Annotated in this window: 13 protein-coding genes; 5 read left to right on the plus strand and 8 right to left on the minus strand. The window is 66.3% G+C overall.

Translation table 11 applies throughout. The features are described 5' to 3' along the window. The first annotated feature begins 59 nt into the window (after window positions 1-59). From QX039_RS15400 to QX039_RS15410, 3 genes are all read left to right on the plus strand, one after another. Window positions 60-899: a DUF3883 domain-containing protein gene (locus tag QX039_RS15400; RefSeq protein WP_315771166.1), complete on the plus strand. Its 840-nt coding sequence runs from the start codon at window positions 60-62 to the stop codon at window positions 897-899. 211 nt (window positions 900-1,110) lie between these two features. Next, a complete protein-coding gene (locus QX039_RS15405) occupies window positions 1,111-2,133 on the plus strand; it encodes a dienelactone hydrolase family protein (RefSeq protein ID WP_316158620.1) in 1,023 nt (340 codons plus the stop codon). Between the two features lie 100 nt (window positions 2,134-2,233). Further along, the gene (locus QX039_RS15410) at window positions 2,234-2,719 is read left to right on the plus strand and encodes a hypothetical protein (RefSeq protein ID WP_315771165.1); all 486 of its coding nucleotides are present in this window, start codon (window positions 2,234-2,236) and stop codon (window positions 2,717-2,719) included. 158 nt (window positions 2,720-2,877) lie between these two features. On the opposite strand, the gene blaOXA is transcribed toward QX039_RS15410, so the two are convergent. The 4 genes from blaOXA to QX039_RS15430 form a co-directional block, all read right to left on the minus strand. Next, a complete protein-coding gene (gene blaOXA / locus QX039_RS15415; RefSeq protein ID WP_315771164.1) occupies window positions 2,878-3,696 on the minus strand; it encodes an OXA-1091 family oxacillin-hydrolyzing class D beta-lactamase in 819 nt (272 codons plus the stop codon). A 79-nt stretch (window positions 3,697-3,775) separates the two neighbouring features. After that, complete coding sequence (locus QX039_RS15420) at window positions 3,776-4,057, minus strand: EscU/YscU/HrcU family type III secretion system export apparatus switch protein (protein ID WP_315714536.1); 282 nt, start codon at window positions 4,055-4,057, stop codon at window positions 3,776-3,778. Beyond that, on the minus strand, window positions 4,054-5,703 hold the full coding sequence (locus QX039_RS15425; RefSeq protein WP_315771163.1) for a flagellar hook-length control protein FliK: 1,650 nt from the start codon (window positions 5,701-5,703) through the stop codon (window positions 4,054-4,056). Before QX039_RS15425 ends, QX039_RS15420 begins: the two co-directional genes overlap by 4 nt. Before the next feature lie 61 nt (window positions 5,704-5,764). Beyond that, window positions 5,765-6,550 (minus strand): ATP12 family chaperone protein, encoded by a 786-nt coding sequence (locus QX039_RS15430; protein ID WP_315771162.1) that lies wholly within the window; start codon window positions 6,548-6,550, stop codon window positions 5,765-5,767. Window positions 6,551-6,639: 89 nt separating this feature from the next. Between QX039_RS15430 and QX039_RS15435 the strand changes: the two genes are divergently transcribed. Continuing rightward, window positions 6,640-7,080 carry a hypothetical protein gene (locus QX039_RS15435; protein WP_315737619.1) on the plus strand — a complete coding sequence of 147 codons (441 nt, stop codon included), beginning with the start codon at window positions 6,640-6,642 and terminating at the stop codon, window positions 7,078-7,080. 19 nt (window positions 7,081-7,099) lie between these two features. Here QX039_RS15435 and QX039_RS15440 read toward each other — a convergent pair whose 3' ends face one another. Further along, on the minus strand, window positions 7,100-8,488 hold the full coding sequence (locus tag QX039_RS15440; protein ID WP_315737618.1) for an RluA family pseudouridine synthase: 1,389 nt from the start codon (window positions 8,486-8,488) through the stop codon (window positions 7,100-7,102). 106 nt (window positions 8,489-8,594) lie between these two features. On the opposite strand from QX039_RS15440, the gene QX039_RS15445 reads away from it, so the two are divergent. Then, window positions 8,595-9,542 carry an alpha/beta hydrolase gene (locus QX039_RS15445; protein ID WP_315771160.1) on the plus strand — a complete coding sequence of 316 codons (948 nt, stop codon included), beginning with the start codon at window positions 8,595-8,597 and terminating at the stop codon, window positions 9,540-9,542. Window positions 9,543-9,675: 133 nt separating this feature from the next. On the opposite strand, the gene QX039_RS15450 is transcribed toward QX039_RS15445, so the two are convergent. The 3 genes from QX039_RS15450 to QX039_RS15460 form a co-directional block, all read right to left on the minus strand. After that, entirely contained in the window at window positions 9,676-10,770 is a 1,095-nt protein-coding gene (locus QX039_RS15450) for a hypothetical protein (RefSeq protein ID WP_315737616.1), read from the minus strand. 467 nt (window positions 10,771-11,237) lie between these two features. Next, the gene (locus QX039_RS15455) at window positions 11,238-12,572 is read right to left on the minus strand and encodes a replication-associated recombination protein A (RefSeq protein WP_315737615.1); all 1,335 of its coding nucleotides are present in this window, start codon (window positions 12,570-12,572) and stop codon (window positions 11,238-11,240) included. Then, entirely contained in the window at window positions 12,569-13,963 is a 1,395-nt protein-coding gene (locus QX039_RS15460) for a DegQ family serine endoprotease (protein ID WP_315737614.1), read from the minus strand. Before QX039_RS15460 ends, QX039_RS15455 begins: the two co-directional genes overlap by 4 nt. Window positions 13,964-14,003 lie beyond the last annotated feature (40 nt).

Genomic DNA, 14,003 nt, shown 5'->3' on the forward strand with positions numbered 1-14,003 from the left:
CCTTAAGCTATGGTTGCGTGTGAGGCAGGCGGCTCCTCACATCCTGCCGAAGGGCATCTATGGCTGGCGCCTGGACCGATGAGCAGAACGACGCCATTGTCGCCGATTATTTCGCGATGCTCGCGGATGATGTCGCGGGGAGACCGTACAACAAAGCCGAACGTAACCGTGCCGTGCAGGCATCGACCGGCCGAACACACGGTTCGATCGAGTACAAGAATCGAAATATCAGTGCCGTACTCAAGGGGCTCGGCGAAGAATGGATCGCTGGCTACAGGCCCGCCTTCAATTTTCAGTCCTCACTCGAAGTTGCCGTAGCTCGCTGGCTGGACCGCAACCCGGAATGGCTCGCACGAACGACGCGGGCGGCAGCGATCTCATTAGGATCAGGCTATGGGGAGCCTCCGCCACTGTGGATCGGACCGCCTCCAACACACAGCAACGCGCCTCCCCCTGAAGAGCTCGAACAGATGGTGGTGATTGCCAGAAAATACGATGTGGGGGCACGGGACGCGCGCAATCGCGCGCTCGGCCGCGCCGGTGAAGAACGCGTTCTGGCCCATGAGCGCTCAACTCTGCTGGCCGCAGGCCGGACCGATCTCGCGCGCCAAATTCGATGGGTTTCCGACGTCGATGGCGACGGCGCGGGCTATGACATCAGGAGCTTCGAACCCGACGGTCGAGAACGGCTCATCGAGGTTAAGACGACGAACGGCTGGGAACGCACGCCATTTCACATCACTCGAAATGAGCTCGCGATTGCCGAAGCGTATCGCGACGACTGGCTCCTGGTGCGACTATGGAATTTCGCCCGAGATCCGCGAGCCTTCGAGTTGCGACCTCCCCTCGAAGCGCATGTCTCGTTGATGGCGACGAGCTATCAGGCTAGCTTTCTGTAGCGATCAAATCCCGCAGCGCACCACACGCTGCGTTGTCCACCAGTCTCGCTCTTCGCAGGTCATGACGCCGTTTGACAGCTCCGTGATCCCTCGTTCTACTTGGTTGCCAAGCCGCAACAAGCGGCGAGCCAGGAGGACGGTCATGGAGCGACATAATAGTGCCGCGCCGTCGGCGCTTGATGCGCCCGCTCGTTTCAGACTTACCGACGCATTGCCTCGAGCCGCTCGACGGTCGCTGCGGCTGACGGCAGCGACCGTCGTCACGATCCTGCTGACCGCGGCCGGTCTCAGCCTCTGCAGCCGCGCCCATGCCCAAGGCATCCCCAAGGACACGCCTGCCCGGATCGAGATGTATCCGATCCCCTCGCTCACATTGTCCGACCGGCAGTTCCTGTCCGGCGACGACAATGGCAAGCCGGTCACGGTCGTGGGCGAGCTGCGCGTCGCGCAAGGCAGCGGCCGGCTGCCGGTCGTGGTGCTGATGCATGGATCGGGCGGCGTCGGCGGCAACATCGCGGCGTGGAGCCGCACCTTCAATGCGATGGGGATCTCGACCTTCGCGATCGACGGCTTCACCGGACGCGGCATCACCGCCACCAGCACCAACCAGGCGCAGCTCGGCCGGCTCAATTTGATCATGGACATCTATCGCTCGCTCGACGTGCTGGCGAAGCATCCGCGCGTCGATCCCGAGCGCATCGTGCTGATGGGATTTTCGCGCGGCGGTCAGGCGGCGCTGTATGCGAGCCTGGAGCGTTTCCACAAGCGCTGGAACAATTCCGGGCTGCAATTTGCCGCCTACATCCCGTTCTATCCGGACTGCTCGACGACCTATGTCGGTGAGACCGATGTGGTGGCGCGGCCGATCCGGATCTTTCACGGCGGACCGGACGACTACAATCCGGTGCGGACCTGCAAGGCCTATGTCGAGCGGCTGAAGGCAGCGGGCCGCGACGTTGCGCTGACCGAATATCCAGACTCGCCACACGGCTTCGACCTCGGCCTGCTCGGCGCCAACATGCTCGCCGTCGCGCCGAAGGCGCAGACCGTGCGCAACTGCCGCATCAAGGAGAGCGACGGCGGGATGCTGATCAATGCCGAGACGCAGCAGCCCTTCACCTATCAGGACGCCTGCGTCGAGCTCGATCCGCATGTCGGCGGCAATCCCGCCACCGCCGAGGCCGCGCGCCAGGCGGTAACGGACTTCCTGCGCACGCTGTTCAAACTGTCGTGAGCAAAAATAGAACGATTTGGATCAATTCTTGAGGTGACAGATCGAACGCATCGGGTGTTCCTGCGTTGTCGCTCACTTTTCGACGATGAAACGGAGCCCGATGATGCGCGCCTCTCGCCTTGCGATCCCCACTTTGCTGACTGCCCTTGCTCTGGCTGGCGCCGCCCATGCCGCGCCGGCCTCTCCGTTCCGCGGGCTGGAAGGCTCCTGGAGCGGCGGCGGCGTACTCAGCATGTCCGACGGCAACCAGGAGCGGCTGCGCTGCCGCGCGGCCTATGACGTCGGCGGCGCCGGCGAGCAACTGCGGCTCAACATCCGCTGCGCCAGCGACAGCTACAACATCGATCTCTCCAGCGACGTCGCCTATCGCGGCGGCGAGATCTCGGGGCAATGGAGCGAGGCAAGCCACAATGCCTCCGGCACCATCGAGGGCCGCGCGGTCGGCAACCGCATCGAGGCGCAGGCGCGCGGCCAGACGTTTTCGGCCGGGCTGTCGCTGACGACGCAGGGACGCCGGCAGACGGTGTCGATCCGGCCGGCGGGCACGGAGATCACCGGCGTCAATTTGGAGCTGTCGCGGCGGTGACGAGAATGTAGGGTGGGCAAAGGCGCGCAGGAGCGACGCTTGCGTCGCTCCGAGCACCGTGCCCACCGCGCCGGGCAAGACGGTGGGCACGGCGCGCGACGGCGTCATCTACGACTAAGAATGTGCCTCGCGCCTTTGCCCACCCTACTGTCAATCACCTACAGCGCGCCGATGTCCTTCAGGCAGGCCTGCGCGAGCGTCATGCGGTCCGCAACATGGCGCTCCTCGGGGCAATCCATGTTGAGCGCGAACACGGTGGGCTGGTCACCCTTGTCGACCCAGCCAACCATCCAGCCGAGCGCGCCCTGCTCCTTCCCCAGCAGCCCCGACTTGAAATGGATCACGGCCTCGCCGACCTTGGTGGTCGGGATGATGTCGCGGGTCAGATCCTGGCTGCGCTTCGACACCGGCAGCGCGCCGCGCCTGAGGCGATCGATGAAATCGACCTGCTCCACCGGATCGATGCGAAGCGCGCCTGTCAGCCAGAACTGGTCGATGCCGCCGCCGATATCGTGATTGCCGTAGTCGAGCTCCTCGAGATATTTCTGCATGCGCTCAGGACCGATCCGGCGCGCGATCTCCTGATAGACTGGGACCGCGGAGACCGCGATCGCGCTGCGCAAGGTGTGATCCTTGTTCCAGGCCTCGATCGATCTCGTGACGCCATCCCATTTGAACACGTCCTTGTCGGGATCCTCGACGACGCCGGTCTCCAGCGCGATCAACGAATTGGCGATCTTGAAGGTCGAGGCCGGCAGCTTCGCCTCGCCGGAGCGATCGGTGTCGCTGGCGATGATGAGATACTCCTCGACCTTGTAGGCCAGGAACGTGCCCTTGGTGCCCTCGTCGGTGAAGCGCTTGACGAGATCGCCACGGACCTCGTTGCGCGGCGGGGCGACATGCGCGAGCGAGCGCGCGGGCAACAGGCTGGCGCCGGCCATCAGGGCAAGCGCATGGCGGCGGCTCATCATGGACATCGCAAGTCTCCGTCGTCGTTCGCCCTCCCTACCACACGGCGGTGACGACCGACGCATGACGGAGATCACAAATGCGGCGCTAGCGCATCGGACGCGACAGATTGAGCACGAACACCAGCACCTCGGCGACGGCCTTGTAGAGCTCCTCCGGGATCTCGTCGCCGAGCTCGACATTGGAGAGCGCGCCGGCGAGCACCTCGTTCTCCTCGATCGGGATGTCGTGCGCCTTGGCGACCTCGATGATCTTGGCGCCTATCGTGCCCTTGCCCTTGGCGACGACGCGCGGCGCGCCCTGGCCCTTGTCATAGTGCAAGGCGACGGCGAGCTGGGTCTTGTTGGCGGCCTTCACCTCGATGCTCATAGCGCGCGATCCAGGAAATGGCCGGCCTTGGGCGGCATCACGGCCGGCGGCGCGCCGTCCTGCACCACGAGATCGCCCGGCGACAGCTCCGCGCGGCTGAGGGCCTGGCTGAGTTCGGAGAGACCGGCGCGCAACCGCGCGGCGGTGACCGGACGCTCGGCCCACATCCGCACGGAGGTGCGCTCGGCGCTGAAGCTGATCATGGCATGCACCGGGCCGGCCGGCTCGACGTCGAGCGAGAAGCGCGCCCGCCAGACGCGCTTGGCCGCGTCCGGCGACTGCGTGCCGCCGTCACGCGAGATCTCGAACTGTGCCATCGCGGTCCCTTGCGGGGTGGCGAAGGGAATCTCGAAATTCCAGCGCGGCAGCGCCGGATCGGTGCGCGCGGTCGAGGCGTCCGGGCGATCCGGCAGCGAGGCGACCTGCAGCAGGGTCTGGCGCGACAGCGCCTGGTCGGTCTCGTCGAGCAGGCGGTGCGCGATCGCCGGCAGCGGCGTGTCCGGGCCGAGCGTCGCCGTCGCCACGGCCTGCGGCATCGGCGCAGCCCCGCGGAACGGCGGCGGCGGCGTGTTGGTGCGCACGACCATTTCGGCGCGGCCATTGGCGTTGCGTCCGGGAACGAGGCCGGCGGCACGCGGAATCTGCTGCTGCGCTTCCTGCAGCACGGCCAGCACCGTGCCGGGCGTGAGCGACTGCGCCTTGGCGCCCGTCAGGGTCTCGATCAGCGCCGAGCCGGTGAAGCCGGCAGACACGGTGTCGGGCCGCCCCATTGCCGTTGCCCAGGGCTGGGGCGGCAGCTCGATCTCGATGTCGGGCACCAGCGAGGGTGCAGCGCTCTGTTGTTGCGCGGCGGCGGCGCGGCCGGCCTCGGACAGCACCGAGGCATAGGAGCCTCCCGGCGACGCCGACGTCGAGGCCGCCATGCCGGGATCGACAGTCTGCAGCACCGTCGCCAGCGTCTGGCGCAGCACGATCAGCGCCGCCTTCAGGTCGGGCGTGCCGGCGCCGGCGGTGCCATTGGCGAGCGAGGATTCCAGAAACAGGCCGGAAAGCCGCACGGCGCTCTGCACATCCTCCGCGGTCAGCGCCGGCGATAGCTGGGTCTGCTGCGCCAGCACCTGGGCCACGGCCGCGCGCAACGCCGGCGGAAGATTGGGCGCGTCGGCGACGGCCTGGAGATCGGCGAACAATTGGCCCTGGCTGCCCTGGCGGGTCGCCGCCTCCTCGCTGGCGATCGACAATGCGAGCCGCTCCAGCCCGGTCAGCGGATCCGGCGGCGGAGGCAGCGCCGGTGCCAGCTGGCCGGTGACGTCGACGACGGTGGCGGCCGGCGTCGGGGTGCCGGTGGTGCCAGTGGCAGCGCTGCCGCCCTGGCCGACGATGGCGAGCTGCAGCCCCTGCGCGGTCTGCGACACTGCGACCTGCACGGTCTGGCCGGCCTGCAGCGGCAGCTCGCTGGCGAGCTCCATCGACAGGTTTCCGATCGCGACCTGGACCAGGTTCTCGGCGAGCACCTGCTGCACCCTGGCGCTGAGCAGCGCACCGGCCTGTAGCGTGGTCGCGGCCTGCGGCGCGGTTCCGGCCGGCGAGCTGCCGACGCCGCGGACGGCGCTCACGGAAGGCGACGGGGTGACACTCTGGACCATGCGCGTACTCGGGTTACGCGCAGAGCCTAGCGGGTGCCCCTAAACCCGGCGTTAACCGGCCTCAGAGCGCGGCGTCGACCGCCCGGAGGATGCGGACGGCGGCCTCGTAGTCGATCTGCTTGGCGGCCCGGCGGCTCATCGCCTCCTCGTCGGCCCCCCATTGCGCGACGTTCCAGTCCTCGTCGACATGGGCCGCCGCCCAGACCTGGCCGGGGTCGCGCACCCCATGCGCCAGCGCCAGCGCCAGCAGCGCCGAGCCGGTCAGCGTGGTGACGACATGCGTCGCCGCCACCGTCCACGGGCCGGTCGGCAGCGCGCCCCGCGCCGCCTGCACTGCGGCCTCCGGCTGGGTCACGTGCACGATGCCCTCGGACAGGATGAAATGCGCGCCGAGGCTGTCGCGCGCCCAGTCCAGCACCGGGTCCCAATGCTCGGCCTCGCGCGCGACCAGCCCCTCGGGATGGCCGGCGCGGTAGAACAACAGGTCGGACTGGAGATATTTGGCGATGTCCTCGCGCACGTCGTCGGTGCGATCGACCACTGACTGCACGACGCTGTTGGCGAATCGCGTCAGCGGCATCGTGGCGGGATCGATGCTGTCGCCCTGGGCCTGCCACTCGGCGGCCACTGCCTCCGCCAGCTCCCCGGCGGGAACGATGACAACGCGCCCCGACGGCGTGCGGATCGGCCGACCGTCAAGGGTCACGTTGAAGCCGCCCTCGGCGGCGGCGGCGGTCCCGGCCTCCTTGTAGAAGCGCTTGCGCAGCGGCGTCCGCATCGCCTGGCGCGCCGATTCCTGCGGATCGAGCGGCGACCGGCCGACGACGTCGTCAAACAGTTCACGCATCAGAATTCCAGCCCTCTCGCGGGATGATCACAAGGGATCCGTCATTTTCGCGCTAGATAAGCCCTGTCCGCCCGAAATGCGAGCTGCCGATGCGTGCCCTGCTGTCCGCCCTCGTCCTGATCGGCAGCGCCGCCCCGGCCGCGGCCGGCTTCCGCACCCCGGAATCGCTGGTCCGCAATGTCTATGCCCATTACGGCCAAGGCGTGCCGGAACTCTCCGCCGGGCTGCCGCGGACGGCCGAGGTCGCCCGGCAGTTCTTCGATCCGAGCCTGGCGAAAGCCTGGACCGCCCCGCGGCGCGAGCCCTACGACTTCCTGGTGCAGAGCCCGCGCTGGAAGCTCGGCCCGGTCGCGATCTCGATCCTGCGCAAGCAGTTCGACAAGACCTATGTCGCCGCCAGCTTCGACAACCAGGGTCGCCGCATCACCCTCAACTTCATCGTCGTCAAGGGACCGGACGGCTGGGTCATCCTGGACGTCGAGACGCCGCACGATTCACTGCGGCTGTTCCTGGAGCAGTTCCGGAACTGAGCGGCTGCGTAGATGCCGCTCACTCCTCCGGCGCGTTCTCGATCGGGTCGAAGCGGTCGTGCTCGAGCCCGAGCAGATTCCACGACTGCAGCATGTGCGGCGGCAGCGGCGCGGTGGCGTCGATGACGCCGCCGCGCGGATGCGGGATGACGATGCGGCGCGCCAGCAGATGCAGCCGGTTCTGCAGGCCGCCGGGCAGCGCCCAGTTCTCGATGTTGAAATATTTGGGATCGCCGACGATGGGGTGGCCGATATGGGCCATGTGCGCGCGCAACTGATGGGTGCGCCCCGTGACCGGCTTCAAGGACACCCAGGCGAGCTTGTTGGCCGAGGCCTCGACCACGGCGTAGTAGGTCACCGCGTGGCTGGCGCCCTCGTCGCCATGCGCTGCGACGCGCATGATGGTATCCTCCTCGCTCTCCTCCTTGGCGAGATAGGTCGAGATGCGGCCCTGCTTCGGCTTCGGCACGCCGGCCACTAGGGCCCAGTAGATCTTGCGCGCTGAGCGGCTGCGGAAGGCGCCGGTCAGATGCGTGGCGGCGAAGCGGGTCTTGGCGATCAGGAGGCAGCCGGAGGTCTCGCGATCGATGCGGTGCACGAGCCGCGGCTTCTGACCCTTGGCGTCGCGCATCACCTCCAGCATCTGGTCGATGTGGCGGGTCATGCCGGAGCCGCCCTGCACCGCAAGCCCCGCGGGCTTGTTGAGGACGAGCACGTCGTCATCCTCATACAAGGTCATCGCCTTCAGGCTTTCGAGCGTCTTGCGCTCGCCCTCGGTGAGGCCGGCGCGCTCCCTGGGCGCATCGAGCTTGAGCGGCGGAATGCGCACGCTCTGGCCTTCCTCCAGACGATCCTTGCTATCAGCGCGCTTGCCGTTCACCCGCAGCTCGCCTTTGCGGACGATGCGCTGGATGTGGGAGAACGACAGGCCGGGGAAGCGCGCTTCGAGGAAGCGGTCGACGCGCATGCCGTTCTCGTCGGCGGTGACGACGACGGTCTGCACCTTGGTCGGCAGCACCGGCGTCTCGGGCTCGGGCTTCTTCGGCGGCGGTGCGGCGACCGGCTTGCGCTCGGCCCGCTCGGCGCCAAAGCGCACGGGCTTGCCGGCACTGGCGCGCTTGGCCGGCGGCCGCTCGCGCGACTCGAACGCGTCGCGACGATCCTCGCGCTCGGCGCGCGGGGCGCGGACGCGATCGCCCTTGCCCCGACCAAACTCGCTACGCGGTGCCGCCTCGCGCTCGCCGGCAAAACGGTCGCGCCGCGGCCGCTCGCCATCCGGACGCTTGGATGGCTCGCGCTTGGCTGGTGCGCCTGCGCTGCGCGCAGCCTCGGCCTTCGGCCGCTCGCCCTTGCGGCGGTCGGCGGGACGGTCGGATTTGCTCTGGGTTCGCTTGATGCGGCGGCTCATGGCAGGTTGCGTATCTCAAAAGCCACTGCCAGTCACGGCGAAATCGGGATAAATCGGCCCGGCGAGGCGTTGCCCCGCGAAATCGGACGTGATCGGAGCGAATTGAATGACGCTGACGAGAGTGGCCCTGACCATCGTAGCGACCGCGCTGACGCTGGGTGCCGCGCAAGCTCAACAAAGCCCGATGCCCGACGACATTGCCTGGAAGCTGATCGAGATCGGCCGGGCCATCGACCCGCCGAAGACCGCCGCGATCTACGCGCCGCTGCAGGCCAGGGAACCCTACATCGGCGTCAAGGTTCAGCGCGATGTGAGATACGGCACGGCCGAGCGCAATCTGCTCGACGTCTTCACGCCGGACAGCGCCGCCGCGCCCCGCCCGATCCTGATCTTCGTGCATGGCGGCGCCTTCATCGGCGGCAACAAGCGCACCACGCCGGACGGCCCGTTCTACGACAACATCATGCTATGGGCCACCAAGCACGGCTTCGTCGGCATCAACATCACCTACCGCCTGGCGCCGAAATTCCCCTGGCCCGCCGGCGTCGAGGACGTCGCCAGCGCGGTGCAATGGGTGGCCGCCCACGCCGCCGAGAACGGCGGCGATCCCGCGCGCATCTATCTGATGGGCCATTCGGCCGGCGCGGTGCACGTCGCGACCTATGTGGCGCATCCCGAATTCCACAAGGTCGCCGGTGGCGGCCTTGCGGGCGCGATCATGGCCTCGGGCGTCTACGACCTCACCGCGACGCCGCTCGGCGACCAGGAGATGGCCTATTTCGGCACCGATCCCTCGCGCTTCAAGGAGCGCTCGTCGCTATCAGGCCTGCAGGCCTCGAGCCTGCCGCTTATGATCGCCTCCGTCGAGCTCGACCCGCCGCGCTTCGTCGAGCAGTTCGACCTCTTGAAGCAGGCCGCCTGCAAACGGCCTGCGGGCTGTGCGCGCGCGGTGATGCTGCCGCAGCATAGTCACATGTCGGAGGTCTACTCCATCAACACCGAGGACGACCGGCTGACGCGGGAGATCGTGGAGTTCGTGCAGAGCGGGAAGTAAACTAACGTTCTGCTGTCACCGCAACGACGGCAGCTCTCTCAACCTAGGACGCGCCGGGTCGTCGGGCGCGTCCTCCGGCCCTAGCGCTGCGCGTGCAATTGGAGAGACTGCATTTCCGCTGCAGCGCTTGCGTCTATTTTCCGATCACCGATATGCTGACATTCTTTGGAATGTTGATTGGGTCGTTGGACTGGTTGGCAAAGTCCATGTGCCACCAGGTATTATCTATGAAGACGCTGATTACAGGAAGCGCCCCCGACTGTTTAACGGTGATGTTGTTACCGTTGCTCTGGAAGCTTGTTCCGATGCCGGCATTCACAGTATCGATGGTGCCGCCAGAAGACTTGGCAAGATCGAAGACCTCGGTCTCCTTGTCTCCAATGAATTTGATCTGCGAATGCCAGTTTAAGCGGACCGGTCGTGCCGCACTGGGCACAACGCTCAACGAAACTGCGTAGGTGCCAGCCCTCAACCTGTCGCAAGTCCATGAGAACGAATTGCCTCTAGTCACGGGTCCGGGGTCATCGGTCTGTGTAATAACACACCGGTTGGCGAATTTTTGCTCCGGAGGAATCGGAGGCGGCAAAGGCGTCAGAATCAGCGAATCGGAAAAACCGGCGTTTGCATCGTCGTTGAGCGCCAGCATGGAGGACTTGGCCGGTCTGTCGATGACGATAATTTTTTCACCGGCACTCACCGTTCCCGGCAGGGAGGCGTCCTTCGCCGCGGCACCCATCCATTTCACAGGAAGCGGGTTGGGACTGCCGCCAACCACGCCGTAAACTACACGGAACGACAGGTCGGAATCGGTTGCCTTGTCGGGAACAATGTACAAGCCTCGACTCTTCTGCCTGATACATTCCTTGTAAGCATCCGCCGCCTCGGCCCCGAGGCCTGTCCAAGAGATGTTGTGGAATTGCTCCTGCGAAAAACTCTCCGTCGTGCTTGTCTTGTAGCGGTCGATACTCTCACGGAACTGGTCGTAATTTGCGCCCACCGGCACTCCGTATATGACAGCAGATGCACCGGCCGATTCCTTGATCTTGTTATAAGCCTCCTTGTCTACGAACGTCGCCATTCGCCAATCGGACTTGGAAGCATCTATTTTGTTGTAGGTAGAGACGATCAGTGCTGCGTTGCACTCCGACAAGGACGCAGCCGCTGCACTTCCAGCACCGAAAATCACAAGGCTTACAGTGGATGCGACCGCTCCCAGCTTGAATATCATGGCTCGCTCCTGCGGGTATGAATTGTAAAAAAAGCTTTCCTAATGAGAGGAAGCTGCCCTTAAAGAATCGCTTTGTCCAGCTCCGAAAATGAGTTGCGACCGGACAGGGTCTCACAACAACTAGGGCTGCTGTCGAACTGCAGCCCCGCCTTCACAACACTTACCGACAACGCACTTGTTGGGCCAACGAGAAAGATGAGCTGGACGCGCGACGCAAAAATCGGTCTCGGGATTTCAAAAGTAGTCGCCAGAGTCGATGAAGGTGTCAAGCGAAGTCCGAGATCGATCCCGACTGCTTAACCGAAGGCCGCATCGCGACCGCTGCACCCAACGGCAGGCTTGCTGCACTGCGCAAGTTGGCGGAAGCTAGAAGATGGGCCGCGGTACCAGTCTGATTTTCTTGCTGGACGGTAAAATCAACGTAGTCCGGCGGAGCAACGATCAACGCCTCTGGAACGAGGCGCTATTCAACCGCCCCGCTCCTTCCGCAGCTTCGCCCAGTAATCGAGCCGCTTCCTGATCTCGCGCTCGAAGCCGCGCTCCGGGGGATCGTAGAACTGCTGGCGACCGAGGGCGTCGGGGAAGTAGTCCTGCCCCGAAAACGCGTCGGGCGCGTCGTGGTCGTACTGGTAGCCGGCGCCGTAGCCTTCGCCCTGCATCAGCTTGGTCGGCGCGTTGAGGATGTGCTTCGGCGGCAGCAGCGAGCCGCCCTCCTTCGCCACCCGCTTGGCGGCGCCGAAGGCCTTGTAGGCGGCGTTGGATTTCGGCGCGGTCGCGACATAGATCACGGCCTGCGCGATCGCGAGCTCGCCCTCGGGCGAGCCCAGGAAATCATAGGCGTCCTTGGCGGCGTTGGCGATGACCAGCGCCTGCGGATCGGCCAGACCGATGTCCTCCACCGCCATGCGCACGATGCGGCGCGCCAGGAACAGCGGGTCCTCGCCGGCGTCGAGCATGCGTGCGAAATAGTACAGCGCCGCGTCGGGATCGGAGCCGCGCACCGCCTTATGCAGCGCCGAGATCAGGTTGTAGTGGCCGTCGGCCGACTTGTCGTAGATCGGCGCGCGGCGCTGCAGGATCTCCTGCAGTTGCACCGCGTTGAAGATCTCGTCCTTGCGCGCCGAGCGCCAGACTTCCTCGGCGAGCGTCAGCGCGGCGCGGCCGTCGCCGTCGGCCATGCGGATCAGCACGGCGCGCGCCTCGTCGTCGAGCGGCAGCTTGCGGCCCTCGACCGCTTCGGCGTTGCTGTAGAGCCGCTCGATCGCAGCGGCGTCGAGCGAGTGGAACACCAGCACGCGCGAACGCGACAACAGAGCGGCATTGAGCTCGAAGGACGGGTTCTCCGTGGTGGCGCCGACCAGCACGACGGTGCCGTCCTCCATCACCGGCAGGAAGGAATCCTGCTGGGCGCGATTGAACCTGTGCACCTCGTCGACGAAGAGAAGCGTGCCCTGCCCGGTCTCGCGGCGGGCGCGCGCCGCGTCGAACACCTTCTTCAGGTCGGCGACACCGGAGAACACCGCCGAGATCTGCTCGAAATGCAGCTCGGTGGCGTCAGCCAGGAGCCGCGCCACCGTGGTCTTGCCGGTGCCGGGCGGGCCCCAGAAGATCAGCGAGCCGAGCGTGCGCGTCTCCAGCATGCGCGTCAGCGCGCCGTCCGGTCCCAGGATGTGATCCTGTCCGACGACATCAGACAGCTTGTGGGGCCTGAGGCGCTCCGGCAACGGCCGCGGCGCATCGTGCTCCATCCCCGCCGCGGCGAAGAGGCTCGGGCCTCCCTGCTGGGGGCGCTTCGGACTCATCCGCCGAGCGTGACGTTGATCTGCTGGCCGCCGCGCAGCACGGTGATGCGCCAGATGCGCGCGGCCTCGCGCGACGCCTTGTCGAGATCCGCAGTCTTGGCGATCTTCTGATTGTTGACCGCCATGATGACGTCGCCCTTCTGGAAGCCGACATTGGCCGCGGTGGTGCCGTCACCCGGCTCGAGAATGACGACGCCCTCGGTGTCGGCATCGAGATGCAGCTCGTCGGCGACCGCCGGCGAGATGTTGGCGACCTTGGCCCCCTGGAACGGCGAGCGGCCGTTGATGACCATCTCGTTGCGCCCGGTATCGGGCGCCGTTTCCAGCGCGACCGCCACCTTCACCGGCTTGCCGCCGCGCTGCACCTCGATCTGCGCGGTGCCGCCGAGCGGACGCGTGGCGAAGCGATAGTCGAACGCGTTGGGATCGTCGACGGTCTGGCCGTCGATCGACACGATCAGGTCGGACGACTTGATGCCGGCCTTCGCCGCCGGGCTGTTGGCCACCACCGACGCCACCAGCGCGCCGGTCGGCGAGCGCAGGCCGAGGCTTTCCGCGATCTCCGGCGTCACCGCCTGCAGCCGCGCGCCGAGCCACGGCCGCTTCACCGCCTTGCCGCCGCTCTTGGCGGAGGCCACGACGACGCGCACCATGTTGGCGGGGATCGCGAAGCCGATGCCCTGCGAGCCGCCGGACTTGGAATAGATCGCGGTGTTGATGCCGACCAGACGGCCGTTGATGTCGACCAGCGCACCGCCGGAATTGCCGGGATTGATCGCGGCGTCAGTCTGGATGAAGAACTGATAGTCGGTGATGCCGACCTGGGTGCGCGCCAGCGCCGAGACGATGCCGTGGGTCACGGTCTGACCGACGCCGAACGGATTGCCGATCGCCAGCACGATGTCACCGACCAGGAGATCGTCGGAGTTGGCGAGGTCGAGCGTGACGAACGACTCGCGCGTTCCCTTCAATTTCAGCACGGCGAGATCGGTGCGGCTGTCCTTCAGCACGATCTCGGCCTCGAACTCGCGCTTGTCGGCCAGCGACACCTTCACCTCGTCGGCGCCCTCGATGACGTGCACGTTGGTGACGACGAGACCCGACTGATCGATCATCACGCCCGAGCCGAGCGAGCGCTGCATCTGCTCCTGCGGTCCGCCCTGCAGGCCGAAGAAGCGGCGGAACACCGGATCGTCGAGGAAGGGATTGCGGTTCTGCACCACCTTGGCGGCGTAGACGTTGACGACCGCCGGCTGCACGCGCTGCACGATCGGCGCATAGGACAGCCGCAGCTCGGCCTGGGACTGCGGCACGCGCCGGTCCTGCGCCGCGACGGAAGACGCGGCCAGCAGGGACAGCAGCAGGACCACGGAAGTGCGAATCAACGTCATGCAAAGAATCCCGGACAATGAGGACTTCGATATAGGCGGA

It is taken from the genome of Bradyrhizobium sp. SZCCHNR1043, from assembly GCF_032489675.1.
In the GTDB taxonomy this organism is placed as follows: domain Bacteria; phylum Pseudomonadota; class Alphaproteobacteria; order Rhizobiales; family Xanthobacteraceae; genus Bradyrhizobium.